This window comes from Cobetia sp. UIB-001 (assembly GCF_044789135.1).
In the GTDB taxonomy this organism is placed as follows: Bacteria; Pseudomonadota; Gammaproteobacteria; order Pseudomonadales; family Halomonadaceae; genus Cobetia; species Cobetia amphilecti.
On record NZ_CP058244.1, the window covers coordinates 763,663 to 788,067 of the forward strand.

At 63.8% G+C, this 24,405-nt stretch carries 21 protein-coding genes and 2 tRNA genes; 13 read left to right on the forward strand and 10 right to left on the reverse strand.

Translation table 11 applies throughout. From position 1 onward, the window contains the following. The first annotated feature begins 155 nt into the window (after positions 1 to 155). Positions 156 to 1,484 carry a M18 family aminopeptidase gene (locus tag HA399_RS03210; protein ID WP_404326032.1) on the forward strand — a complete coding sequence of 443 codons (1,329 nt, stop codon included), beginning with the start codon at positions 156 to 158 and terminating at the stop codon, positions 1,482 to 1,484. Positions 1,485 to 1,697: 213 nt separating this feature from the next. On the opposite strand, the gene HA399_RS03215 is transcribed toward HA399_RS03210, so the two are convergent. Both HA399_RS03215 and HA399_RS03220 read right to left on the reverse strand, forming a co-directional pair. Beyond that, positions 1,698 to 1,774, reverse strand: a tRNA-Met gene (locus tag HA399_RS03215). 81 nt (positions 1,775 to 1,855) lie between these two features. Continuing rightward, positions 1,856 to 3,190, reverse strand: a complete 1,335-nt coding sequence (locus tag HA399_RS03220; RefSeq protein ID WP_404326033.1) for an FAD-dependent oxidoreductase — start codon at positions 3,188 to 3,190, stop codon at positions 1,856 to 1,858. 177 nt (positions 3,191 to 3,367) lie between these two features. Here HA399_RS03220 and HA399_RS03225 point away from each other — a divergent pair, with 177 nt between their 5' ends. Further along, complete coding sequence (locus tag HA399_RS03225; RefSeq protein WP_404326034.1) at positions 3,368 to 4,318, forward strand: LysR family transcriptional regulator; 951 nt, start codon at positions 3,368 to 3,370, stop codon at positions 4,316 to 4,318. A 185-nt stretch (positions 4,319 to 4,503) separates the two neighbouring features. Here the strand turns inward: HA399_RS03225 and ychF are convergent, their stop codons facing one another. From ychF to HA399_RS03265, 8 genes are all read right to left on the reverse strand, one after another. Beyond that, complete coding sequence (ychF, locus tag HA399_RS03230; protein ID WP_043335902.1) at positions 4,504 to 5,595, reverse strand: redox-regulated ATPase YchF; 1,092 nt, start codon at positions 5,593 to 5,595, stop codon at positions 4,504 to 4,506. Between the two features lie 286 nt (positions 5,596 to 5,881). Next, positions 5,882 to 6,466, reverse strand: a complete 585-nt coding sequence (gene pth / locus HA399_RS03235; protein ID WP_043335900.1) for an aminoacyl-tRNA hydrolase — start codon at positions 6,464 to 6,466, stop codon at positions 5,882 to 5,884. Positions 6,467 to 6,495: 29 nt separating this feature from the next. Beyond that, on the reverse strand, positions 6,496 to 7,131 hold the full coding sequence (locus HA399_RS03240) for a 50S ribosomal protein L25/general stress protein Ctc (RefSeq protein WP_043335898.1): 636 nt from the start codon (positions 7,129 to 7,131) through the stop codon (positions 6,496 to 6,498). A gap of 179 nt (positions 7,132 to 7,310) precedes the next feature. Continuing rightward, positions 7,311 to 8,252, reverse strand: a complete 942-nt coding sequence (locus HA399_RS03245; protein ID WP_172978614.1) for a ribose-phosphate pyrophosphokinase — start codon at positions 8,250 to 8,252, stop codon at positions 7,311 to 7,313. A 72-nt stretch (positions 8,253 to 8,324) separates the two neighbouring features. Beyond that, positions 8,325 to 8,399: transfer RNA gene (locus HA399_RS03250), tRNA-Gln, on the reverse strand. Positions 8,400 to 8,428: 29 nt separating this feature from the next. After that, a complete protein-coding gene (gene ispE, locus HA399_RS03255) occupies positions 8,429 to 9,301 on the reverse strand; it encodes a 4-(cytidine 5'-diphospho)-2-C-methyl-D-erythritol kinase (protein WP_404326035.1) in 873 nt (290 codons plus the stop codon). Positions 9,302 to 9,357: 56 nt separating this feature from the next. Further along, entirely contained in the window at positions 9,358 to 10,002 is a 645-nt protein-coding gene (gene lolB, locus HA399_RS03260) for a lipoprotein insertase outer membrane protein LolB (RefSeq protein WP_404326037.1), read from the reverse strand. 114 nt (positions 10,003 to 10,116) lie between these two features. Next, the gene (locus tag HA399_RS03265; protein WP_404326038.1) at positions 10,117 to 11,883 is read right to left on the reverse strand and encodes a tetratricopeptide repeat protein; all 1,767 of its coding nucleotides are present in this window, start codon (positions 11,881 to 11,883) and stop codon (positions 10,117 to 10,119) included. Between the two features lie 598 nt (positions 11,884 to 12,481). Here HA399_RS03265 and hemA point away from each other — a divergent pair. The 11 genes from hemA to HA399_RS03320 all read left to right on the forward strand — a co-directional run bounded on the left by hemA (position 12,482) and on the right by HA399_RS03320 (position 24,341). Then, the gene (hemA, locus tag HA399_RS03270) at positions 12,482 to 13,753 is read left to right on the forward strand and encodes a glutamyl-tRNA reductase (protein ID WP_043335883.1); all 1,272 of its coding nucleotides are present in this window, start codon (positions 12,482 to 12,484) and stop codon (positions 13,751 to 13,753) included. Further along, the gene (gene prfA / locus HA399_RS03275; RefSeq protein ID WP_348473686.1) at positions 13,750 to 14,835 is read left to right on the forward strand and encodes a peptide chain release factor 1; all 1,086 of its coding nucleotides are present in this window, start codon (positions 13,750 to 13,752) and stop codon (positions 14,833 to 14,835) included. The genes hemA and prfA overlap by 4 nt, the downstream gene beginning before the upstream one ends. A gap of 1 nt (position 14,836) precedes the next feature. After that, a complete protein-coding gene (gene prmC / locus HA399_RS03280) occupies positions 14,837 to 15,685 on the forward strand; it encodes a peptide chain release factor N(5)-glutamine methyltransferase (protein ID WP_192838327.1) in 849 nt (282 codons plus the stop codon). A 287-nt stretch (positions 15,686 to 15,972) separates the two neighbouring features. Beyond that, positions 15,973 to 16,473, forward strand: coding sequence for an Lrp/AsnC ligand binding domain-containing protein (locus HA399_RS03285; RefSeq protein WP_043335877.1), 501 nt, complete (start codon positions 15,973 to 15,975; stop codon positions 16,471 to 16,473). A gap of 72 nt (positions 16,474 to 16,545) precedes the next feature. Continuing rightward, positions 16,546 to 17,298, forward strand: coding sequence for a molybdopterin-synthase adenylyltransferase MoeB (locus HA399_RS03290; RefSeq protein ID WP_192838328.1), 753 nt, complete (start codon positions 16,546 to 16,548; stop codon positions 17,296 to 17,298). A gap of 267 nt (positions 17,299 to 17,565) precedes the next feature. After that, positions 17,566 to 18,903, forward strand: a complete 1,338-nt coding sequence (locus HA399_RS03295) for an NAD(P)/FAD-dependent oxidoreductase (RefSeq protein WP_404326040.1) — start codon at positions 17,566 to 17,568, stop codon at positions 18,901 to 18,903. Between the two features lie 75 nt (positions 18,904 to 18,978). Further along, positions 18,979 to 20,307 (forward strand): ABC transporter ATP-binding protein, encoded by a 1,329-nt coding sequence (locus HA399_RS03300; protein ID WP_404326041.1) that lies wholly within the window; start codon positions 18,979 to 18,981, stop codon positions 20,305 to 20,307. A gap of 2 nt (positions 20,308 to 20,309) precedes the next feature. Next, positions 20,310 to 21,233: an ABC transporter permease gene (locus HA399_RS03305; protein ID WP_279838993.1), complete on the forward strand. Its 924-nt coding sequence runs from the start codon at positions 20,310 to 20,312 to the stop codon at positions 21,231 to 21,233. Next, positions 21,230 to 22,030 carry an ABC transporter permease gene (locus HA399_RS03310; protein WP_404326043.1) on the forward strand — a complete coding sequence of 267 codons (801 nt, stop codon included), beginning with the start codon at positions 21,230 to 21,232 and terminating at the stop codon, positions 22,028 to 22,030. The genes HA399_RS03305 and HA399_RS03310 overlap by 4 nt, the downstream gene beginning before the upstream one ends. Positions 22,031 to 22,142: 112 nt before the next feature. After that, positions 22,143 to 23,207: a spermidine/putrescine ABC transporter substrate-binding protein gene (locus HA399_RS03315; RefSeq protein WP_279838995.1), complete on the forward strand. Its 1,065-nt coding sequence runs from the start codon at positions 22,143 to 22,145 to the stop codon at positions 23,205 to 23,207. A 69-nt stretch (positions 23,208 to 23,276) separates the two neighbouring features. Next, positions 23,277 to 24,341, forward strand: coding sequence for a PotD/PotF family extracellular solute-binding protein (locus HA399_RS03320; protein WP_404326044.1), 1,065 nt, complete (start codon positions 23,277 to 23,279; stop codon positions 24,339 to 24,341). The last annotated feature ends 64 nt before the right edge of the window (positions 24,342 to 24,405 follow it).

Here is a 24,405-nt window from a genome sequence, read left to right on the forward strand (position 1 = left end):
AGCGCAGGGCTTTGGCTGGCATGCCGCGCTTCTCGACGCCCCGCTGAATGGTGACTGGATGGCAGTCATGTCATCGAAGGGTCGTCACAGGTTTTCCCCATCATGTTTCTTCTTATACAGTGCCTTGCATATATCTTCGAGGACCAGACGCCATCATGACTCATGCGATTGCGGATTCCCGCGTTCCCGCACTGCTCGACTTCCTGTCTTCTTCTCCCACGCCGTGGCACGCGACGGCTTCCATGGCGCAGCGTCTTGAACAGGCGGGCTATCGTCGCCTCAGCGAGACGTCTTCCTGGCAGCTGGCGCCCGGTGAGCGCGCCTATGTCACGCGCAATGATTCCTCGTTGATTGCCTTTCAGCTCCCCAAGGGTGATACGTCGCTGAGCTCGCTTCGGATGATCGGTGCGCACACCGATTCGCCCTGTCTGCGTCTGAAGCCCAATCCGGCACAGGCCAGTCAGGGCTGGTTGACGCTGGGGGTCGAGACCTATGGCGGCGTGTTGCTGAGCACCTGGTTCGATCGCGATCTGGGGCTTGCGGGCCGTGTCCAGGTGCGGCATGCGGACGGTCGTCGCGAGACACTGCTGCTGACGGTCATGCGTCCGTTTGCCTGCGTGCCGAGCCTGGCGATCCATCTGGATCGTGACGTCAACAGCGGGCGTGCCATCAATGCCCAGACCCAGATGTCAGCCGTGGTCATGCAGCTTGGGGAAGAGGCCGGGACGCCCGCGGAGGCCTTCAATGCGCTGTTGATCGAGCTGATCGAGGAGCAGCACGGCGTGCGGGTCGCGGATGTCGTCGACTTCGAGTTGGGCCTGCACGATCTGCAGCCGGCGGCGCAGTCGGGGCTGAAAGGCGAGTTGATCACCAGTGCGCGCCTCGACAATCTGCTGTCCTGTTTCGTCGGTCTCGAGGCACTGCTGGAGGCCGATGGCAGCCAGGGGGCGCTGTTCGTCACTACCGATCATGAAGAAGTCGGCAGTGCCAGCGCCTGTGGTGCCCAGGGGCCCTTCCTGGCCGATGTGCTCAAGCGCATCAATTACTACGTCGGCTTGGACAGCGAAGAAGGCTATCAGTGCCTCGTGCAGCGCTCCTTGATGATTTCTTGCGATAATGCCCACGCCGTGCACCCCAATTTCGCGGACAAGCATGATGCGGGGCATGGGCCGAAGTTGAATGCCGGGCCGGTCATCAAGGTCAATGCCAATCAGCGTTACGCCACCAACAGCACCACGGCCGGGCTGTTCCGTGAGATGTGTCGCGAGCAGGATGTGCCGGTGCAGACCTTCGTCAGTCGTGCCGACATGGGCTGTGGCAGCACCATCGGGCCGATCACCGCCAGTGAGGTAGGGGTGCCGACTCTGGATGTGGGGCTGCCGCAGTGGGGCATGCACTCGATTCGTGAGACATCTGGCAGTGCCGATGTCGCCATGCTGATCAAGGTGCTGGTAGCCTTCTGCAATCGCGAGCAGCTGGACTGAGTCGAGCCGGATTGTGCTGAGAGAGCGGGCGCGTAGCGTAATATCGTAAAAAGACGAGCCTGGAAAAAGGGCGGCCTGCGGGTCGCCCTTTTTGATGCCTGTGACCTGGCTCGAGGGCTACGCAGCAGGGCGCCGGATGCGCGAGTCTTGCGTATAGATCGCGCACAACGAAAAAGGCCTGACTGCTTGCAGTCAGGCCTTTCGAATCTTGGTTGGTGGCTACACCCTGATTTGAACAGGGGACCCCATCATTATGAGTGATGTGCTCTAACCAGCTGAGCTATGTAGCCGTCCAACGGAGGCGAATATTACGGATTGTCCGCGATGTTGTCAACGCATCAGCGCGAAAAAGTGGCAGGGAATTCATCAGGCTAGCGTCCCGGCCGCGCAGCGAGGGCATCAGGTAGGCTGTCGGAGAGAGAGCCGGGGAGAGCCTCTCGCGAGATGGCGCGTGCGATGAGGTCGCCACTGGCGCAGGCCAGCGTGAAACCCAGGCTGCCATGGCCGACGTTCAGCCACAGATTGTCCGGGCTGTTCGCTTGCCGGGGACGGCCGAGGATCGGCGGCCCCTTGGGCGTGCTGGGGCGCAGTCCGGCCCAGGGAGTGGCCTGCGCGAAATCGCCGGCTGCGGGGAAGGTATCGCTGGCCAGCTCGCGCAGGGCGGCAATGCGCTGCTCATCCAGTTCGGGGTGGAAGCTATCGCGCTCCCGCTGGCCGATATCCACCATCGCCGCGACGCGCAGCTGGCGTGATGCCGACGACTCCAGGTCGGCATAGACCACCTTGCGTGCCGAGTCGGTAACGCTGATGCGCGGTGCGGCCGTCTCCGGGGTGTCAGCTGTCAGCGCCAAGGTGAGGCTATAGCCCTTGAGCGGCTGCAGGGGCAGGTGGATGCCCAGGGGCTGTACCAGCTCGGCGGCATGATTGCCGGCCGCGATGACGACCTCTTCGACGGCGAGGCATTCTCGGCGGTTATCAAGGTGTCTGAGCTCGAGCTGCTCGATGCGCCCGTTGCGTGCGCTCAGCGGGGCGACGCGCGTGTTGGCGATGCGCGTATAGCGCCCGGAGGCCTGCAGCTTGCGCTCCAGCGCCTGACAGAAGGCATGGCAATCCGCCGTCTCGTCCGAGGCGCTGAAGATGCCGCCTGACAGGTGGGCTTGCTGATGGGCCATTGAGGGCTCCAGCGCGATGCATTGGCGCGCATCGAGCACCTGTTGGTCCTGCGGGGCGACACGTTCGGCGGCCGCCTTGTCGAGCGCCATCGGGTCACGATGGATCACCAGCTTGCCGCGCTGCTGCCAGGCGAAGTCGCCGAGCGCATCTCGAGTGCGCCACTCGCTCATGATCGCCTGGCTGTGCAGCGCCAGCGAGAGCATCTGCGCAGCGCTGGCCTGATGCGTGCGGTGATTGCAGGCGGCCACAAAGCGGGCCATCCAGCGCCATTGTGCGGGGTCCAGATTCGGGCGCAGTTTCAGCGGTGCCTCATTGCCTGCCAAAAGCCACTTGATGGCCTGGCGGGGTACGCCGCTATCGGCCAATGGCGCCACATAGCGATAGCTCAGCTGGCCGCCATTGGCGTGGCTGGTCTCGCTGGCGACCTCGGCATGGGCGTCGATCAGGGTCACGCAGTGGCCGGCGCGCACCAGGGCGTGGGCACTGGCGAGGCCGATCACGCCGCCTCCGATGACGGTCACGTGGCGTTGCATGCTGGGCTCCCGGTTCGTGAAGGTCGTGTCGTGCTCGAGCTTGCCGGTCGCTGGCGTAAGTGGCGAATGAAAAGGATGTGCCGCGCCATAACCCGAGGTTATGGGGTAACCTGATGCGCAGGCGCTCAAGTGCGCCCTCAAGTAAGCCCTCTAGACAACCGGACAGGGAGATAGCGCATGCGGCTCAGGGACCTGGAGATCTTTCACGCCGTCCTGCAGGCCGGTAGCGTGACCGGCGCGGCGCGGTTGCTGCATATCTCTCAACCGGCGGCGAGCAAGGCGCTGCAGCAGGTCGAGCACCAGTGGGGAATCACGCTGTTCACGCGCAGTGCAGGGCAGCTGCATCCCACCGAGGAGGCACGCAAGCTGGAAGCGGCCAGTCAGGGAATGCTCGGTCAGCTGGACGATGTGAGACGGCTGGTCGATGGCTTGCGTGAGGGCGAGGCACGCACGCTCAAGGTGGTGGCAACGCCTGCCATCGCTCAGCAATTGTTGCCGCAGGCGCTGGGTCAGTGGCGCCGGCGTCAGCCGCGAGTCAGCTGTGAGCTGGCGACCCAGCATACCCGCGAGATCGTCGATGCCCTGTTGCTGCATGAGGTCGATATCGCCTTCACGCTGAGTGCGCCGACGCATCCTGCGCTGATGACGCGTCCGCTGGTGCGCATGCCGCTACTGGTGCTCGGGTCCGCAGGGTATTGGGCACAGGAATGTCAGCAGGCGCCGATGACGGTGGCGGAGCTTGCCGGTCAGCGCCTGATCGCGCTGGGAGCGCACGACCCGCTGGCGCGGCGACTCGATGGTCTGCTGGCGAGCGTGGCGCAGGAAGCTTCAAGCGCTTTGCCATCTTCACCGCGTATCGTGACGCGTGTGCAGACCTATCCACTGGCGGCGGCGCTGGTTCAGGCGGGGGAGGGGCTGGCGGTGGTCGATGCGCTCACGGCGCATGCCGCCACTACGGAGCGCGGCTTGAGCGCGCGTCAGCTGCCCCAGGCGGGTGAGCTGGTGCTGAGTGCCGTGTGGCGACGCGAGGCGGGGCGTTCGCGGCTGGCGCAGTCACTGGCGGACCAGCTCGCCAGACAGGCCGCGCAGTGGCTGCAGGTGCCGCTGGCAGAGCCCGCAGCGATCTGAGCCCTTCGCTGGTTGAGGTCTCCACTGGTTGAGACCTCCACGCCTTGATCTGTGTTCCTGCTTGAGCAGTTTTCCGTGCCACAACGCAGAACGCCCCTGACCTCGTGAGAGATCAGGGGCGTTCTGTCAGGACAGGCTGTCAGGGCGTCAGCTGGGCCCAGGCGTCGCCGGGCACCGATGAGCCATCAGACATTGAAGCGGTAGTGCACCACGTCGCCATCCTTGAGGATGTAGTCCTTGCCTTCCAGGCGCCACTTGCCGGCATCCTTGGCGCCTTGCTCGCCCTTGTAGGCGATGAAGTCGTCATAGGAAACGACTTCGGCACGGATGAAGCCTTTCTGGAAGTCGGTGTGGATGACGCCAGCGCCTTCCGGTGCGGTAGCGCCGATCTTGACGGTCCAGGCACGCACTTCCTTCACGCCAGCGGTGAAGTAGGTCTGCAGGCCCAGCAGCTCGTAACCGGCGCGGATGACGCGGTCCAGGCCCGGCTCTTCCATGCCCAGCTCGTCGAGGAACATCTCGCGCTCTTCCTCGTCCAGCTCGGCGATCTCGGCTTCGATCTTGTTGCATACCGGCACGACGCTGGCGCCTTCGTTGGCGGCAATGCCGCGCACGATATCGAGGTAGGGATTGTTCTCGAAGCCTTCCTCGCTGACGTTGGCGATGTACATGGTTGGCTTGAGGGTCAGGAAGCCGAAGCCGCGCACGATCTTCAGGTCGTCATCGCTGAGGCCGAAGCTGCGCAGCGGCTGGCCTTCGGCCAGGTGCGGCTGGATGCGTTCCAGCACGGCCTTGGTGGCGATGGCTTCCTTGTCGCCGCCCTTGGCGACGCGGGCCAGACGCTGGATGCTGCGCTCGACGCTGTCGAGATCGGCCAGGGCCAGCTCGATGTTGATGGTCTCGATGTCGGCGGCCGGGTCGACGTGGTTGGCGACGTGGATGACGTTGTCATCCTCGAAGCAACGCACCACGTGCGCGATGGCGTCGGTCTCACGGATGTTGGCCAGGAACTTGTTGCCCAGACCTTCGCCCTTGGAAGCGCCCGCGACCAGACCCGCGATGTCGACGAATTCCATGGTGGTCGGAATCACCTTCTCCGGCTTGACGATCTCGGCCAGCGCGTTCAGGCGAGGGTCAGGCATCGGCACGATACCGGTGTTCGGCTCGATGGTGCAGAAGGGGAAGTTCTCGGCGTCAATGCCAGACTTGGTCAGTGCATTGAAGAGAGTGGACTTGCCGACGTTCGGCAGGCCGACGATGCCGCAATTGAAACCCATGGCGCTAGATCCTGGTGTGACGTATCGAATGGGGCGTGGCACTGGCAGTCGTCTCGACCAGCAGGCTCTGAGTGCACAGGCACTGGGCATGCGGGGAAACGAGTGGGCAGGCACGGAATGAAGACAGGCGGGAAGTGTAAGGCCTCATGCCGCCGAGGTCATCCATTGGGCGCATGTCGCGCGACAAATGATGCCTTTTGCTGCTGATCGCGTGGCGAGACGCGCACGCAAGCGAGGTGATGCGCTGAGCGAATCACCGAAATTCGGAGAGGGGTGATGCAGGGGTTCAGCTCTTGAAGGAATGCAGGCGATTCATGGCCCGTGCCCATTCGCCACTGATGGCGTCGGGGAGGGTCATCACCACTTCGTCGATGGCGTCGTCGATGGCCTGGCGTTCAGCCTTGCCGGGACGTCCGAGCACGAAGTTGGTCACCAGCTTGGCATTGCCGGGGTGGCCGATGCCGATGCGGGCACGATGGAACGACTTGTCGTTGCCCAGTGCACTGATGATGTCGCGCAACCCGTTGTGACCGCCATGGCCGCCACCCTGCTTGTAGCGGGCGGTGCCGGGGTCGATGTCCAGCTCATCGTGGGCGACGAGCAGTTCATCCGGGGCGAGCTTGTAGAAGTTGCACAATGCGGCCACGGCCTGACCGCTGCGATTCATGAACGTCGATGGGAACAGCAAATGCAGATCCTGACCGGCGAAGTGGACCTTCGCGTATTGGCCATGGAACTTGCGTTCCGGACGCAACGTGGTGTGACCGTGGCGCGCAAGAGCGTCAAGGAGCCAGACGCCGGCATTGTGACGGGTGTCTTCGTATTCGTTCCCCGGGTTACCGAGGCCGATGATCGCTTTCACTCGTGACATGCGCTGTCTGGCTCCTTGATCAGGCTGCGTTATTCTGCAGCAGGTGCTTCTTCGCCTTCAGCAGCATCTTCTGCGTCAGCAGAGATGTTCGGACGAGTGACGTTGACCACAGCGGTGTCGTGATCGGCACCGTGGGACAGGGCAACGGACTCGGCGCCTTCCGGCAGAGCGATGTCGGACAGGTGCAGGGTGTGGCCAACTTCCAGCTTGGACACGTCCAGCTCTAGGTATTCCGGCAGGGCTTCCGGCAGGCAGCTGATTTCGACGTCAGTCGCCAGGACGTGCAGGACGCCGTCCTGGTCCTTGACACCGACACAGGCTTCCTGACCAGTGATGTGCAGCGGCACGTTCATGGTCAGTTTGTGGGTCGGATCGATGCGCAGGAAGTCGACGTGAGTCAGCAGCGGCTTGAACGGGTGACGCTGCAGGTCACGGATGACGACTTTCTCGGTCTTGCCCGCAACATTCAGGGTGATGATGGAGGAGTAGAACGCCTCATCGTCAACCGCCTTGTACAGGCTCGGCTTGTCGATCATGACCGGAGTCGGGGCCTGGTCGGCACCGTAGATGATGGCCGGCACGAAGTCGTTCGTACGACGCAGGCGGCGGCTCGCACCTTTCCCCAGGTCTTCACGAACTTCAGCATTCAGTTTGAACAGTTTCATTTTGCAGATACCTCAAGGGTCTAATGAGAATCCGGTAGCCCCCGCGACCAGAGCGCTACCGGATCCATGAGGCCGGCCCGGAGATTTCCGGGCCGGCCGCTTGTCGGCAGATGACGGATCATCTGCCGTTGTCAGTGCCTCTTCCCCGAGCAGCGGCGAGCAGGGCCCGCCGACAGGACTCAGTGGAACATGGCGCTGACGGATTCTTCATTGCTGACGCGACGGATCGCCTCGGCGATCAGGCCAGCGACTGTCAGCTGGCGGATCTTGCCGGAACGACGCGCGGCGTCGGACAGCGGGATGGTGTCGGCAACCACCACTTCGTCGAGGACGGAGTTGGTGATGTTGTCGACCGCCGGGCCGGACAGGATCGCGTGGGACGCATAGGCCACGACGCGGTTGGCGCCATGATCCTTGAGTGCCTCGCCCGCCTTGCACAGTGTGCCGGCGGTATCGATCATGTCATCGACCAGCACGCAGGTGCGGTCCTTGATATCACCGATGATGTTCATCACCTGGGCCTGGTTGGCCTGGGGACGACGCTTGTCGATGATGGCCAGCTCGCAGTTGAGCTGCTTGGCGATGGCACGGGCACGTACCACGCCGCCCACATCCGGGGAGACGACGATCAGGTTGTCATAGTTTTGACGTTCGATGTCGTCGAGCAGGATCGGTGAGCCGTAGACGTTGTCCACCGGCACATCGAAGAAGCCCTGGATCTGATCGGCATGCAGGTCCATGGTCATGACGCGATTGACGCCAGCCTTGACCATCATGTCCGCGACCACCTTCGCCGAGATCGGCACGCGAGCAGAGCGCACGCGGCGGTCCTGACGGGCGTAACCGAAGTAGGGAACGACCGCAGTGATACGCGCCGCAGACGCACGACGCAACGCGTCCACCATCAGGATCAGCTCCATCAGGTTGTCGTTGGTCGGTGCGCAGGTGGACTGCATGATGAAGACGTCCTTGCCGCGAACGTTTTCGTTGATTTCTACCGCAATCTCGCCATCGCTGAACTGACCGACGGTTGCATGGCCCAGGCGGGTATCGAGGGCTTCAGCTACCTTGCGGGCGAGAGCGGGATTGGCATTCCCCGCGAATACCATCAGTTTTGACACGCGCAGCCACCTTTGGAGTCTTGTGGGATCTCGGGAGTGGAGAATTCCGGGTTGACCGGGAACGGCCAGGATTGGCTGGGGTACCAGGATTCGAACCTGGGAATGTCGGTACCAGAAACCGGTGCCTTACCACTTGGCGATACCCCAGCAACGTTCACTTCAACCAGTTGCTGTGCTCAGGCCGAAGCCAGAGCGGCATGTAGAGGGGAGATATTGCAACCGCGTGCCGAGAAGGCGTGCCACATCGGGCGCTCGAGTTCGAGTCGACCCAGCACCTCGCTGGCCTGTCGTGCGTCGTCAAACGCACAGAACACACAGGCGCCGGTGCCCGTCAGTCTGGCGGTGCCGAACTGGTCCAGCCAGTCCAGGGCGTCGGCGACTGCCGGGTACAAAGTGCGCACCACGACTTCACAGTCGTTGCGGCCCCCCTGCAGTGCGCGCGCCATACTAATCGCGAGGCTGGAACGTGTCAATTGCGGGTGGCCGAACACGGCGGGTGTCGCGACCTCGACGCCGGGGTGGATCACCACGAACCATGGGGTGTCCAGTGGGGCTGGCACCAGGTGTTCGCCGATGCCTTCGGCCCAGGCGGCGAAGCCGCGCACGAACACCGGCACATCCGCGCCAAGCGACAGGCCGAGCTCGGCAAGGGCGTCTTCGCCAAGCTCCAGGCCCCAGAGTCTGTCCAGTGCCAGCAGGGTCGTGGCGGCGTCGCTGCTGCCGCCCCCCAGGCCGCCACCCATCGGCAGCACTTTCTCCAGCGTGATATCGACACCGGGCAATGCGGTGGGTGACGCGACCTTGCCCTGCGCGTGTGCGGCTTCTCGCAGCAGGCGCGCGGCGCGCACGATCAGGTTGGCCTCTTCGGGCACACCTTCAATAGGCGGCGAGAGGCGGATGGCCTCATCGTCGCGCAGCGTGAAGCTGAGGCTGTCGCCGTGCTCGAGAAACTGGAACAGCGTCTGCAGCTCGTGATAGCCATCGGCACGCTGGCCCGTGATATGCAGCATGCGATTGAGCTTGGCCGGAGCGGGCAGGGTGAGAGTCATGGTCGATGCGGATGCGGCTGTCGGGGTCGTCATGGAAGAAGGAGAAGGTGTCACGATCACAGCGCCTGCCACTGGTTGACGATGAGAGTGGCGGTGAGGTCGCCGTAGTAGAGCTTCATCTTACGCGGCAGCCACAGGCCTTCGGCGCGGGTCCAATCCTGATAGTCCACTTCCCAGCCGTCCTGGTAGAGGGTGGTCGGGAAGCCAAGTTGATCTGTCTCGATGTCATGCTCGCCAGCGGCCGGTACGCCGCGCACCCAGTTGTCGAGGGCACCCAGCGGCAATGACCAGCCCAGTTGCGCCAGCATCAGGCTCTCGGCATCCGGGGCCTCGAAGTCACCCTCGGAGGAGGAGAGGCGCACACCATCGGCGTCGCGCACCAGGGTCGTGCGCCCCGCACCCAGCGGACCGGTGATCAACATGTGGTAGTCATCGCCGTCCTGCTGCCAGTCGAGGTTGGCGCTGTGGCCTTCCTCGGGAGTGCGAATGCCGACCTTGCCTGCCAGCTGCCAGTGGGTCAGGGCGGCAAGTTGCGCGTCCTGTTGCTGCCAGTCGCCGCCGCTGCGCGTCAGATCACCGGCATTGTCGCTGGCCATCTGGCTGGCGCAGCCGCTGAGCACCAGTGTCATGGCCAGAAACGCTGGCCCGAGCAGACGGCGTGCCTGGCTCAGCAGGGGGAGTGACAGGGAATCAGTGATCATGACGCGAAAGCCTTCCGGATGGCGTGGTGAGTGTGGACAGATGACGATGGGGAATCGGCGAGTCAGGATAATGGACTCGCCGATCGACAGAAAGTGCCAGCCCGGCCGGTGGCTTCAGGGCGCGTCGACGACCGGGCGCAGCTCGGGGATATGCTGGAACAGGGCTTCGAGCTCGCTGGCTTCTTCAAAGCGCTCGCTCAGCTCTACCGCCAGACCACGGGCTTCATCCTCGCGGCCCAGCGCCCACAGCACTTCGATGAGATGAGCGCCGATCTCGGCATCCTGCTGCTGGGCCCAGGCGGCTTCCAGCGGTGCCAGCGCATTGTCGAGGTCGTCGGTCAGATAGCGGCCCCAGCCGAGGCTATCCAGAATGGCCGCGTCGTCGGGCGACAGCGCATGGGCGCGCTCGATCAAGGCCAGTGCTTCCTCGAGGCGGTCCGTCTCCACCAGCAGGGTGTAGCCGAGCGCGTTGTAGGCGCTGGCGTTGTCGGGCTCCAGCGCGATGACTTCCCGCAGGTCTTCTTCCATGCCGCCCAGCTGATCATCTTCCAGACGACGGATGCCACGCAGGAACAACAGGTTGCCCAGCTCGCTTTCCAGCGTGTTGCGCGTGTCGGCCTCCTGGGCGGCGATGGCTTGCTTGAGCGCCTTGCGGCGCGTGGTGATGCTACTGCTCAGCAGGGCGTCGGCCTCGGCATGCGCCTGCTGGGAGTCGAGCAGGTCGATCTCGAAGCTGAGCAGCGTCATGGCATGACGCGGATGGCGCAGGCGTTCCACGGCCAGAAACTGACGGGCCTCGTCCGTGCGTTCATGTTCGACCAGCAACTGGGCGGCACGGGCGCGGCTGGAAATGTAGCGCTCGCCGTCCGGCACCTGACGGTAGTAAAGGATGGCGTTGTCGACGTCGCCGCTGGACTCGGCGGCCAGCCCCAGCAGGGCGTAGGCGGCGTCCGGCACCGGGTCTTCATCAAGCAGCGGCAGTAGCAGGCGATGGGCGTCCTCGGGGGAATCGGCATCAAGATAGAGGCTGGCCAGCGCCAGGCGCAGGCGTGGCGCGTTGGGATGGCGGGTGATGAGGCTGTCGATGCGCTCGCGTGCCGCGTCCAGATCGCCGCTGGCCAGTTCGGTCTGCGCGGCGCTCAGGATCAGGCGACTGTCATCGGGGGCGATCTCAAGGCCTCGGGCCACCGCGCGCCGCGCCGCCTCGAGACGCCCCGCGCTGCGTTCGATCTCGCTGCGCGCCAGCCATAGCTCCGCCAATGTGGCGTGAGCGCTTTCCAGGCGCACCAGGCGTGCACGCGCGGCTGTCTCATCGCCCAGCGCTGCCTCGAACAGTGCCGCGGCAATCTCGGGCATCGGCTGCTCGGGATGCTGGGCGATATGCGTCTCCAGCATCGCGAGCAGGGGGTCGAGTTCGGCGCCGGCATCGATCGCCTGCTCGGCCAGGGTCGCCAGATTGCCATTGCCGCCACTGGCGGTGAGCATCAGGCGCTGCTCGAGCGCGGCCTGCCAGTCGCCTCGCTCGACCGCCAGGCGGGCGCGGATGATGCCGGGCTCGCTGGCGGACTCATCGAGTTGCTGCCAGCGTTCGGCGGCGCGCTCCAGCAGAGCCGGGTTGTCGGCGAAACGGGCCGCGAGCACGGCGCGGCGCGCCAGTTCCGGGTCATCGAAGTGACGGCTGGCGGCCAGATAGCCATTGGCGGCGCGGGGATAGTCACCGCGCTGTCCGGCGAGTTCGGCGCTCAGCAGCTGATTGAGGCTGTCGGCATCCAGGCCCTGCTGGATGGGCGGCGCCGTGGCCAGCGGGTCGGGCTGCGCCATCAGGGGCGCGGAGTCGCTCATCGACTGACAGCCGGTCATGCCCAGCAGCAATCCGCCCACGACGCAGGACTTCCACCCGGCGCGCGGGCGACGGGGGGCATCAAGGCAGGCGTGCGCGTGCGGGGGGCTATGTTCAGCGGCAGTCGAAGCGTGCATGCAACCTCGCGTTTGTCAGTGGGAGCAGGATGAGGGAACGGGGCGGTCGAGCCGCAGGCCGGGTCATGCGCGCAGCGTGGCGCTGACGAAGGCGTCGTGTCTCGCAGCATAACGGCTGGCGGCGAGCGGGGATAGCGTTGCCGATGCAAGCAAGTGGCATGACCCACCGGATGCCTCGTATGCCGACAGATACGCCGCGCGGGCTGATAGCGATAGCCTGCCAGCATCATGGAAAATCCTCATCGGCTGCGACATGCTGCGGGGTCGCGTGGTACAGACGCTGTGGTAGAATGAGCGCGCTAATATTACGATCTCAGCCGCTTCGGCAGCCCTGTGTGCCTTTATGCCAGCCGCCTTTGTCCCCATTGAGTCGACAGGTGTAAAGGCACCGAGCCTGCGCGGATTACCTGCTGCCCTGGCCTTGGCCGCGCGGCAGGCCAGCACCGAGAGCCGCCTGACATTGACGCCGATTCCTGCCGGCCAGACCCTGACGACTGACTCCATGACCCTTCTTGCCCTTGGCATCAATCACCGCACCGCCGCCGTTGACGTGCGCGAGCGCGTTGCTTTCACGCCCGCGCAGCTCGATGCCGCGCTGGGCGAATTGAAGCGCCTGCCGGCGGTCTCCGAAGCGGCGGTGCTGTCGACCTGCAACCGTACCGAGCTCTACTGCGTGACCAGCGATGGCGCCAAGTCGGTGCTCGAGTGGCTGGGGCGTTTTCACCGCCTGCCGGTGGAGGAGCTGTCGCGTTGCAGCTATCAGCACCTGGGAGAAGAGGCGGTACGCCACCTGATCCGTGTCGCGGTGGGGCTGGACTCGATGGTACTGGGCGAGCCGCAGATTCTGGGCCAGCTCAAGGACGCCTATCAGTTCGCGCGCAACTCGGTGGGGCTGGGCGGTGAGCTCGAGCAGCTCTTCCAGCATATCTTCCAGGTCGCCAAGCAGGTACGTACCGAGACCGGTATCGGCGAGAACCCCGTCTCGGTGGCCTACGCCGCCGTCAGCATGGCCAGCCACATCTTCGATGATTTCTCGCGGGCCAATGCCCTGTTGATCGGTGCCGGCGAGACCATCGAACTCGTCGCGCGCCATCTCAAGGAAGCGGGCATCGCCAACCTGTGCATCGCCAACCGCACCGTGTCGCGCGCCGAGCGTCTGGCCGATGAGCTGGGCGGGACCGCCATCGGCCTGGAAGGCATTCCGCATGCCCTCGAGAATGCCGATATCGTGATAGCCTCCACCGCTTCCCAACTGCCGATTCTCGGCAAGGGCATGGTGGAACGCGCGCTCAAGAAGCGCCGCTACAAGCCGGTGTTCATGGTCGACATCGCCGTGCCGCGCGATATCGAGCCGCAGGTCGGTGACCTCGACGACGTCTTCCTCTATACGGTCGATGACCTGCAGGAAGTGATCGACGAGAATCGTCGCCACCGCGAGCTGGCCGCTGCCCAGGCAGAAGAGCTGATTCGCCAGGGCGTCAACGCCTGGTTGCATCTCAAGCGGGTGCGCAGTGGCGGCGAAGTCATCAAGCGCTACCGCAGCCATGGCGAGCAACTGCGCGCCGAATGCGAGGCGCAGGCGCTGGCGGAGCTCGATCAGGGACGCGACCCCCAGGAAGTGGTCGCGCAGCTGGCACGCCAGCTGGCCAATCGCTTCATGCATCACCCGACGCTGGCACTGCGCCAGGCCTCGGGAGACGATCGCCAGGATATTCTTCAGACGGCCCAGACGCTTCTGCTCGCGCCGGCTGATTCATCACAGGACCCTTCATGAAAGACAGCCTCATCACCAAGCTCGACACCTTCCATGACCGCTTCGAGGAGATCTCCGCACTGTTGTCGGAGCCCGAAGTGATCGGGAACCAGGCCAGGTTCCGCGACCTGTCGCGGGAGTATGCCGAGCTTGAGCCATTGATCGAGGCATGGCGCCGCCATCGCGGCCTGAACGAAGACCGTGACGCCGCGCTGGCGATGGCGGAGGACAGTGATCCCGAGATGCGCGACATGGCGCGTGAGGAAGTCCGCGATACCGATGCGGCGCTCGAGACGCTGGAAGCCGAGATCACCCAGCTGCTGATTCCGCGTGACCCGGACGACGGTGCCAATGTCTTCCTCGAGGTGCGTGCCGGCACGGGCGGTGACGAGGCGGCGCTGTTCGCCGGTGACCTGTTCAAGATGTATTCGCGCTACGCCGAGCTCAAGGGCTGGAAGGTCGAGACCATCAGCGCCAGCCACGGCGAGCACGGCGGCTTCAAGGAAGTCATCGCCCGCGTGAAGGGCGAGGGCGTCTACTCCCGCCTCAAGTTCGAGTCCGGCGCGCACCGCGTACAGCGTGTGCCCGCCACCGAATCCCAGGGGCGTATCCATACCTCGGCCTGCACCGTGGCGGTGATGCCCGAGGCCGATGAAGTCGGTGACGTCGACATCAATCCGGCCGATCTGCGCGTGGATACCTATCGCAGCTCCGGCGCCGGTGGTCAGCACGTCAACACTACCGATTCCGCGATTCGCATCACCCACCTGCCCACCGGCGTGGTGGTGGAGTGTCAGGATGAGCGCAGCCAGCACAAGAACCGTGCGCGCGCCATGTCACTGCTGGCGGCGCGCCTCAAGCAGGCCGCGGTGGACACCCAGGCACAGGCCACCTCCGATGCCCGTCGCAAGCTGGTCGGCTCGGGTGATCGCTCCGAGCGCATCCGTACCTACAACTTCCCGCAGGGGCGTCTGACCGATCACCGCATCAACCTGACGCTCTACAAGCTCAATGAAGTGATCGCCGGCCAGCTGGACGAAGTGATCGAGCCGCTGGTGGTGGAATACCAGGCCGATCAGCTGACCGCACTGCAGGAGCAATAAGGTGAGAATCGATGTCACCCTGGCAGCCGCGACTGCCCGTCTGAGCGAGGCGGGCAGCGATTCTCCGCGTCTGGATGCCGAGTTGCTGCTGGGCGAGGTAATGGGACGAGAGCGCACCTGGTTCTACACCTGGGGCGATCGGGATCTCGAGAGCGAGGCCGGCGCCGAGGGCGTGGCACGTTTCGAGGCGCTGCTGGCGCGTCGCGCCGAGGGCCATCCCGTGGCGCATCTGCTCGGGCGGCGTGAATTCTATGGCCTGACGCTGGCCTGTTCACCGGCCACGCTGATTCCGCGCCCGGACACCGAGGTCATGGTGGAGTGCGCGCTGGAACTGGCCGAGGCCACCAGCGGCAAGCTGCTGGATCTCGGCACCGGCACCGGCGCCATCGCGCTGGCCTTTGCGCGTCATCGCCCGCAGTGGCAGGTGCTGGGGGTCGATCTCATCGAGGAAGCCGTGCAGCTTGCCCGCGGCAATGCCGAGCGTCTGGCGATCGCCAATGCCGAATTCCGCCAAAGTGACTGGTTCAGTGCCGTCACCGAGAGCGGCTTTGCGCTGATTACCGCCAACCCCCCTTATCTGGCCGATGATGACCCACATCTCGCGCTGGGCGATGTGCGCTTCGAGCCGCGCTCGGCGCTGGTCGCGGCCGAGGCAGGGCTGGCGGACTTCCTGCATCTGATCGCCACTGCGCCGCAGCACCTGGCCGCAGGCGGTCACCTGATGCTGGAGCATGGCCTCACCCAGGGCAATGAAGTGCGCGAGGCACTGCGTGCCGGCGGCTTCGTCGACGTCGAGACCCTGGAAGACCTGGGCGGGCGCGAACGCATCACGCTGGGCAAGCTGGCCTGATGCTCGCCGGGCGCCGTCTAGCGGTGCCCGTGCGTGGTCCCCGCTGACATCCTCGCGCTTGGCACCCCTGTAGTGCATTCCACCGTTTTCAGTGGAGTCTGCGTGGAATCCTCGTCACAGTACCGCCAGTGAAGGCGTATCCCCTGTTGGCCGGGTATGATAGTAATAAACCTGCATGATTGGCATGGTCATCTGATAACCCCCTTGTTATCCGACGGCCTGACTGCACGGAAGCCAGGAGCACGGATGATCCTGCTGCAAGTCACCCTGCTGGGAAAACTATTACAATGAAAGCAAAATCACGCTCTCTGGACCGCATCGACCTCAAGATTCTGCGTTGCCTGCAAGAGAATGCCCGTATCTCCTATGTCGACCTCGCCTCGGAAGTCGGCCTTTCCACCACGCCGTGCCTGGAGCGCGTCAAACGCCTCGAGCGTGCCGGCGTCATCCGCGGTTACAAGGCGGTGCTCGACCCCAAGGCGCTCAAGGCCAATCTGTTGGTCTTCGTCGAGATCAGTCTCGAGACGCAGTCGCCGTCGGTGTTCGATGAATTCCGCCGCGCCGTCTCCAAGCTGCCGCAGATCCAGGAATGTCATCTGGTCTCCGGTCAGTTCGACTACATCCTCAAGTGCCGGATTCCGGAAATGTCCGCCTATCGTCAGCTGCTCGGCGATGTGGTGCTGACGCTGCCCGGCGTCAAGGAATCCAAGAGTTATGTGGTGATGGAAGAGGTCAAGGAGCAGTTCTCGCTGCATGTGCCCGATATCGAGGAGCTGGATGCCAAGTAATGGCAAGCCCTGTTGTTGTCGGGCAGGGCTCATGGCTTCTCACTTCATTTACCGATAGGCGGCTTTTCTCCCATGCAAGATTCGCAATTGCTGCGCTACTCGCGCCAGATCCTGCTCCCTCAGGTCGACATCGCCGGGCAGCAGCGCCTGTTGGCGGCGCGGGTTCTGGTGATCGGGGCGGGTGGCCTGGGCTGCCCGGCAGCGCTCTATCTGGCAGCCGCGGGCATCGGCACCCTGGTGGTGGCCGATGATGACCACGTCGAGCTGTCCAATCTGCAGCGCCAGATCGCCCATGGTGACGCCGACATCGATCAGCCCAAGGCGCAATCACTCGCCGCCTCGCTGTTGGCGATCAATCCCGATACCGAGGTGATCGCGTTGTCAGAGCGGCTGCAGGGTGAGGCGCTGTCCGAGCAGGTGGCCGCCGCAGACGTGGTGCTCGATTGCACCGATCGCTTCAGCTCGCGCTTCCCGATCAACGCCGCCTGCGTGGCAGCGGGCACCCCGCTGGTGTCCGGCGCCGCGATACGCTTCTCCGGCCAGCTGGCGGTGTTCGATCGCCGTGAGCCACAGGCGCCGTGTTATGGCTGTCTGTATCCGCCGGATGAGCTGGGCGATGAAGAGCTGACCTGTGCCGAGAGCGGGGTCATCGCGCCGCTGGTCGGCATCATCGGCGCCTTCCAGGCGCTGGAAGCGCTCAAGCTGATCAGCGGTGCCGGCAGCGTGCATCGCGGCCTGGCGACCTTCGATGGCCTGAGCGGTGAATGGCGACGCATGGGCCTCAAGCGCGACCCCGGCTGCCAGGTGTGTGGTCAAGCGTCATGATGTAGCCGGTCAAATCGACGGCATATCTCTAAAAAGCCCCGCAGCCTTTCTGGCTGGCGGGGCTTTTTTGTCGCATGTTGTGGTGGAGCGGCCGGCGCTGCGCATGCCGGGTGTGCGCACCACCAGGGTGCGCCAATGCCGTGGGGTGTTGAAGATTTCTCCCATGCAGCGCAATCAACATGCAGCATTCCAGCGAAACGTGTGGTAAATATCGAAAATATTCCAGTCGATGGTGAATAAACTCAACAAGAGCGGATGAGGAGGTGCATGGGCGGCTTCAGATCAGGCACGCAGAGCGAGTGTGCTGGCTCGTATTCCTACTACCAGGCCAGCCAGCGTGTGACGCTTGACCCATGCCCGCCTCTAGCTGGTGAGCAGCGTGCCGATGTCTGCGTGATCGGCGGTGGTGTCACGGGCTGCTCCGCTGCGCTGCATCTCGCCGAGCGTGGCTATTCGGTCATTCTGCTGGAAGCGCAGACCATAGGTTTCGGGGCCTCCGGGCGCAGTGGTGGCCAGATCCTGCCGGGGCTCGGTACCGATATCGCGACGGTCGAGAAGGCGCTGGGGCGCGAGCAGGCACGCGCCATCTGGGAGATGAGTCGCGAGTCCGTGCGCCTGACCGCCGAGCTGGTTGCCCGGCATCAGATTCCCTGCGATTTCACCCAGGGCTACCTGCATGCCGCGGTCAAGCCGCGTCATGTGCGCGAACTGCAGGAGTTCCAGGCGCGCATGGCACGCGATTACGACTATCACGCGCTGCAGTGGCTGCAGGGCGATGCGCTGCGCGAGCGGGTCGTCACCGACGCCTATCCGGGCGCGTTGCATGATGGTGAGGGCGGTCATCTGCATCCGCTTAACTATACCCTCGGACTTGCGCGAGCTGCCCAGCAGGCCGGCGTCACGCTCTGCGAACAGAGCCGGGTGCGTCAGCTCGACCACGGCCAGAGCGGCGATACACCCGATGGCACCTCACGGCGTGCTCGTATCCATACCGAGCATGGCTGCGTGAGCGCCGAATTCGTGGTCGTGGCCACCAATGCCTACCTCAATGGCCTCGTCGCCTCGCTGGAAGAGCGCATCATGCGCGTCGCCAATTACATCGTCGCCACCGAACCGCTCAGCGAGGCTCAGGTCGCGCAGGTCCTGCCGCAGGATGACGCGCTTTCCGATGCCAACTTCGTGCTCGACTACTACAGTCTTTCTGCCGACAGGCGCCTGCTGTATGGCGGTGAGGTGAGCTATACCGGTCAGGAGCCGCGTGGCCTCAAGGCGCGCATGGACAGCAAGATTCTCCGCCTGTTTCCGGTGCTCGATGGCGTGGCGATCGATTACCGCTGGGGCGGTGACGTGGCCATCACCATGAATCGCGCGCCGGACTTCGGGCGTCTCGCGCCGAATGTCTATTACGCCCAGGGCTACTCGGGACATGGCATGTCGCTTGCAGGATTGGCGGGCAAGCTGGTCGCCGAGACCATCGCCGGTCAGGCAGAACGTTTCGATATCTTTGCCGCCATGCCGCACCGCCCCTTCGTGGGTGGGCGCTGGCTGCGAACTCCTCTGCTGGTCCTGGCGACCAGCTTCTACACGTTGCGTGATCGGCTATAGGCCGAGGCCATGATGAAGGTGCTGCACATTTGACACTGTTGAACATCCCGACAGCCCAAGAGCTGGAAACGACTGGTGAGTAATCGCAAGGGAGGCGCGATGAGCGCGGTGGATGGCAAGGACGCTGGTACGCCCGAGCAGCACACGACGAGAAAGCCTGCCGGCGCGCGGGCGCCTGGCGGCACGCACGCCAGCGAGAGCGTCAGTGAGCATGTCGGTGAGAGCTTCGACGATAACGCCGGTGAGAACCTTGGCGATACCGTCAATGAGAGCGTCGGCGAGAGCCACGGCGCCAATGCGGATCAGCCCGCGCTGCCGCGACGCGCGGCATCCTCCATCCAGCTCAAGGGGCTGCACAAGCGCTTCGGCAATGAGGTGGCGGCGCTGGATGGCGTGGACCTGAGCATCCAGCCCGGCGAGTTCTTCACGCTGCTGGGGCCTTCGGGCTGTGGCAAGACGACACTGTTGCGGATTCTGGCCGGTCTCGAGGCGCTGGATGAAGGTCAGGTGGTGATCGGCGGGCGGGATGTCACCGAGGTGCCGCCGCATCAGCGCAGCGTCAACACGGTCTTCCAGTCCTATGCGCTGTTTCCGCATCTGTCGGTGCGCGACAACCTGGCATTCGGCCTGAAGATGCGCGGTGTCGCCCCCCGGGAGCGCGAGGCCAGGGTTGCCGAGATGGCGGAGTTCATCAAGCTGGGCAGCCTGATCGATCGCCGGGTCGACCAGCTCTCCGGTGGTCAGCGTCAGCGCATCGCGCTGGCGCGGGCGCTGGTCTGCGAGCCGGATGTGCTGCTGCTGGATGAGCCGCTGTCGGCGCTGGATGCCGGCCTGCGCAGCCAGATCCAGATCGAGCTGCTGCGCCTGCAGAAGCGCCTGGGCATGACCTTCGTCTTCGTTACCCATGATCAGCAGGAAGCGATGGTGATGTCGGACCGCATTGCGGTGCTCGACAGCGGCAGCCTCCAGCAGGTGGGCTCGCCGCGTGAGATCTACGAGCGTCCGGCCAATGCCTTCGTGGCGCGCTTCATGGGCCATGCCAATCTGTTCGACGTCACGGCTCGCGATGACAGCCGCAGTGACGCCATCCGACTGATCACGCCGCTGGGCGTACTGACCGCACAGGCGCCGGGCACTGGCAGTCTACTGCTGTTGCGTCCCGAGACGCTGGACCTGCGCCGGCGACCCGCCAGCGAGTTCGAGCGTCACGACGTACTGGAAAATCACTTGCCGGGCCGAGTGCAGGAGCGACTCTACCGCGGCAGCCACGCCGAATATCGTGTCGAGGTAGCGGGTGTCAGCGTGCAGGTGGTGGTCAACAACCGGGGTGGCCAGTTGCCGGAAGTCGGCGACCAGGTCGATGTGGTGGTCGCCGCGCAAGACCTGATCACGCTGGGGGAATGACGATGGCCTATCACGCAACCCTGGCCACTGCGCGCAGCCGCGCGGTGGTCGCCGAGTCACGCCACCTGTTGCTGACGGTCGCGCCCGGTGCACTGTGGATCATCGTCTTTCTGGTGCTGCCCAGTCTCTATCTGATGAGTGTGGCCTTCATGACCAACGGCCCCTATGGGCTGCCGGAAATGCCGTTGTCATTGACCTCGTTTCAGCAGCTGGCCGGACAGGGCTTTCTCGGCTGGAGCCCGGGCAACCTGATGACGCTGGGGCGCTCGCTGTGGCAGACCGTGCTTTCCACTGTGCTGGTGGTGCTGGTGGCCTATCCGATCGCCTATTACATCTCGCAGGCAGACCAGCGCTGGCGGCCGATCATGCTGTTGGCGATAGTGGTGCCGTCTTGGACCAATCAGGTCATTCGCACCTTCGGCTGGATGAATCTGCTGGCGCCGGGCACGCCGCTGGCGGAGCTGGCGGAAGCCATGGGCATGATCGCGCCCAACATGGGGCTCTATCCGTCCAATTTCGCGGTCACTCTGGGGCTGGTCTACAACTTCCTGCCGTTCATGGTGCTGCCGCTGTACGCCGCCTTCGAGAAGTTGAATCTTTCACTGGTGGAGGCGGCGCAGGACCTCTACGCCTCGCCGCTCAAGGCCTTCTGGCACGCGGTTTTCCCCCAGACGCTGCCGGGGCTGTTGGCGGGTGTCGTGCTGGTGGCGATTCCGGCCTTCGGCATGTACGTGATTCCGGAGTTGCTGGGCGGCGGCAAGGGCATGATGCTGGGCAATCTGGTCGCCAATCAGTTTGCTGGCAGCGCCAACTGGCCGCTGGGTGCGGCGGGCGCGATCCTGATGCTGATCGCCACTTTCATTGGACTGTATGCGATGCGCCGTATCGGCAAGCGGCTGGGCGGCGGTGAAGAGGTGGTGATATGAAGCGCGGGAGCTTTCACAAGGGATTGCGGGGCTTCTGGTGGCTGACGCTCGGTTTTCTGTATCTGCCGCTGATCGTGGTGATGCTGTTTTCCTTCAATGCCTCCAACAGTGCCGCCAGCTTCACTGGCGTGTCGCTGCGCTGGTATTGGCGCCTGCTGGGCAATGACGCGATTCTGTCGGCGCTGGGCAATTCGCTGCTGCTGGCGGTGGTGTCGTCATTGCTGGCGCTGATGATCGGCACGCTGATCGGGTATGGCATGTATCGCCATCGTCACCGCAAGCTGGGCTGGCTGATCGTGCTGATCTATCTGCCCATCGTGCTGCCGGACATCGTGTTCGGGATCTCGGAAATGACCTTTTTCGTCAAGATCAATGAGCTGACCGGTCTGCTGTCGCCGGGACTGGCCACCATGACCATTGCACACGTCACCTTCCAGGTGCCGTTCGTGGCGTTGATCGTCTACTCGCGCTTCGTCGGGCTGGACCCGACGCTGTTCGAGGCGGCCAAGGACCTCTACGCGACACCGCGGCAGCGTGTGCAGTTCTTCATGTTGCCGACACTCAAGCCGGCATTGATCTCGGGCTTCCTGCTTTCCTTCACGCTGTCGCTGGATGATTTCGTGATCAGTTTCTTCACCGCCGGACCGGAGAGCGCCACCTTGCCCATTTACATCTGGAGCGCGATACGCAAGGGCGTGACTCCTGAAATCAATGCCATCGCCACGTTGATGATGGCGGCGGTCGCCCTGGCGGCGCTCATGAGTCTGGTGCTGTCGCGCCGGCGCGCGGCGTCGTGAGCATACGCAATATCCACAGGCGGTCTGACACTGCTGTCCTTGCCGACGTCGGGTCTGATCATTCATCACGCACACCCCATCATTTCTCAAGCACGTTGAGCGGAGCATCACAATGACAAACAACACGCTGCGTTTCGCTGTCGCCATCGGCAGTCTGCTGCTGGCAGGTGCCGTCCAGGCCGAAGACAAGAAGCTGTATCTCTTCAACTGGACCCAGTACATGGATCCGGAAATCATCACCGCCTTCGAGGAGAAGTTCGGCGTCGAGGTAGTCGAGAACTACTACAACTCGCTGCCGGAAATGCTGGCCAAGCTCAACGCGGGCGGCGTCTCCCAGTACGACATCATCGTGCCGTCCAACTATTACGTGCCGCGTCTGATCGAAACCGGCCTGGTGCAGAAGATCGACAAGGCCAAGGTCCCGAACCTGGCCAATGTCGCCGAGCAGTTCAGTGACCCGAATTTCGATCCGGGCGCCGAATATACCGCTCCCTATCAGTGGGGCGTGACGGGACTGGTCTACAACGCCAGCACCTTCAAAGAGGCGCCCAAGAGCTGGTCCTTGCTGTTTGATCCCGCCGTCAATGGCGATTACCCCTTCAGCCTGATGGGCGATGGTCAGGTCAGCATGGGGTCTGCCTGTGCCTATCTGGGGCACGGCTACGACTGCACCGACCTGGATGACTGGCGCGAAGCCGCCAGGCTACTGATCGAGACCAAGCACCGCGACAACTTCAGCGGCTTCTCCGATGGCACGCCGGCGCTTCAGCAGCTGGCGCGCAAGGTCACCCATGGCGCGTTGTCCTACAACGGCGACTACCTGTTCTATCTGGAGGAAAACCCGGAGTCCTTCGCTGACATCAAGTTCGTGATTCCTGACGAAGGTGCCGAGAAGTGGGTGGATTCGATGATGATTCCGGCCAAGGCACCGCACCCGGAGCTGGCGAACGCCTTCATCAACTTCATTCTGGATGCCAAGGTCGGCGCGCAGCTCTCCAACTACAACTACTACGCCAGCCCCAACGCCGCCGCGGCGCCGTATCTGGATGAGGTGCTGACTCAGCCACCGATTCAGCCCTCTGAGGATGACATGGCGCGCCTGCGTTTCTCACCGAGTCTCTCCGGCCAGCAACTGCAGGTATTTCAGCAGCTGTGGTCTGAGGTGCAGTCGCGCTGAACCGAGGGAGCTCTGAACCGAAGGAGCTCTGATTGATGTCTGAGTCGAAGCCACGCATGGAGCATCACGATGACAACTGACACGCTGCGTTTCGCTGCGGCCATCACCAGCCTGTTGCTGGCCGGTGGCGTCCAGGCCGAAGACAGGAAGCTGTATCTCTTCAACTGGACCCAGTACATGGACCCGGAAATCATCACCGCCTTCGAGGAGAAGTTCGGCGTCGAGGTGGTCGAGAACTACTACAACTCGCAGCCGGAAATGGTCGCCAAGTTGAATGCCGGGGGTGTCTCCCAGTACGACATCATCGTGCCCTCCAGCTACTACGTACCGCGCCTGATCGAGATGGGCCTGGTACAGAAGCTCGACAAGGACAAGGTGCCGAATCTGGCCAATCTCGCCGAGCAGTTCCGTGATCCGGTGCTGGGGGAGGGGCTCGACTATGCCGCGCCCTATCAGTGGGGTGTCACCGGGCTTGTCTACAACGCCAGCACCTTCAAGGAAGCGCCCAAGAGCTGGTCGATGGTGTTTGATCCGACCGTCAATGATGCCTGGCCGTTCGGCTTGATGACCGGTGGTCAGGTCAGCATGGGCATCGCCTGTGCCTATCTCGGCCATGGCTATGACTGCACGGATCTTGACGACTGGCGCGAGGCCGCCAGGTTGCTGATCGAGACCAAGCATCGCGGCAATTTCAGTGGCTTCTCCGACGGCACGCCCGCACTTCAGCAGTTGGCGCGCAAGGTCACGCATGCCGGGCTGTCCTTCAATGGCGACTACCTGTTCTATCGTGAGGAAAATCCGGAGTCCTTCGCTGATATCAAGTTCGTCATCCCCGATGAGGGCACCGAGAAGTGGGTGGATTCGATGATGATTCCCGCCAGGGCGCCACACCCGGAGCTGGCGAATGCCTTCATCAACTTCATTCTCGATGCCCGGGTCGGCGCGCAGCTCTCCAACTACAACTACTACGCCAGCCCCAATGCCGCGGCAGAGCCGTATCTGGATGAGGTGCTGACTCAGCCACCGATTCAGCCCTCCGAAGAGGACATGGCGCGACTGCGTTTCTCACCGAGTCTCTCCGGCGAGCAGCTGCAGATCTTCCAGCAGCTGTGGTCCGAGGTGAAGGCGCGCTGAGCGCTGGCAATCGGGTCTATCGAAGCAGGCTGCCGAGCGCGTGGCCTGCCCTGTAGCGTTCAAG

Coding starts and splice junctions, on each gene's coding strand:
- HA399_RS03210 (WP_404326032.1), top strand. CDS start 156: ATGACTCATGCGATTGCGGATTCCCGCGTTCCCGCACTGCTCGACTTC.
- HA399_RS03220 (WP_404326033.1), bottom strand. CDS start 3,190: ATGCAACGCCACGTGACCGTCATCGGAGGCGGCGTGATCGGCCTCGCC.
- HA399_RS03225 (WP_404326034.1), top strand. CDS start 3,368: ATGCGGCTCAGGGACCTGGAGATCTTTCACGCCGTCCTGCAGGCCGGT.
- ychF (WP_043335902.1), bottom strand. CDS start 5,595: ATGGGTTTCAATTGCGGCATCGTCGGCCTGCCGAACGTCGGCAAGTCC.
- pth (WP_043335900.1), bottom strand. CDS start 6,466: ATGTCACGAGTGAAAGCGATCATCGGCCTCGGTAACCCGGGGAACGAA.
- HA399_RS03240 (WP_043335898.1), bottom strand. CDS start 7,131: ATGAAACTGTTCAAACTGAATGCTGAAGTTCGTGAAGACCTGGGGAAA.
- ispE (WP_404326035.1), bottom strand. CDS start 9,301: ATGACTCTCACCCTGCCCGCTCCGGCCAAGCTCAATCGCATGCTGCAT.
- lolB (WP_404326037.1), bottom strand. CDS start 10,002: ATGATCACTGATTCCCTGTCACTCCCCCTGCTGAGCCAGGCACGCCGT.
- hemA (WP_043335883.1), top strand. CDS start 12,482: ATGACCCTTCTTGCCCTTGGCATCAATCACCGCACCGCCGCCGTTGAC.
- prfA (WP_348473686.1), top strand. CDS start 13,750: ATGAAAGACAGCCTCATCACCAAGCTCGACACCTTCCATGACCGCTTC.
- HA399_RS03285 (WP_043335877.1), top strand. CDS start 15,973: ATGAAAGCAAAATCACGCTCTCTGGACCGCATCGACCTCAAGATTCTG.
- HA399_RS03290 (WP_192838328.1), top strand. CDS start 16,546: ATGCAAGATTCGCAATTGCTGCGCTACTCGCGCCAGATCCTGCTCCCT.
- HA399_RS03295 (WP_404326040.1), top strand. CDS start 17,566: ATGGGCGGCTTCAGATCAGGCACGCAGAGCGAGTGTGCTGGCTCGTAT.
- HA399_RS03305 (WP_279838993.1), top strand. CDS start 20,310: ATGGCCTATCACGCAACCCTGGCCACTGCGCGCAGCCGCGCGGTGGTC.
- HA399_RS03310 (WP_404326043.1), top strand. CDS start 21,230: ATGAAGCGCGGGAGCTTTCACAAGGGATTGCGGGGCTTCTGGTGGCTG.
- HA399_RS03315 (WP_279838995.1), top strand. CDS start 22,143: ATGACAAACAACACGCTGCGTTTCGCTGTCGCCATCGGCAGTCTGCTG.
- HA399_RS03320 (WP_404326044.1), top strand. CDS start 23,277: ATGACAACTGACACGCTGCGTTTCGCTGCGGCCATCACCAGCCTGTTG.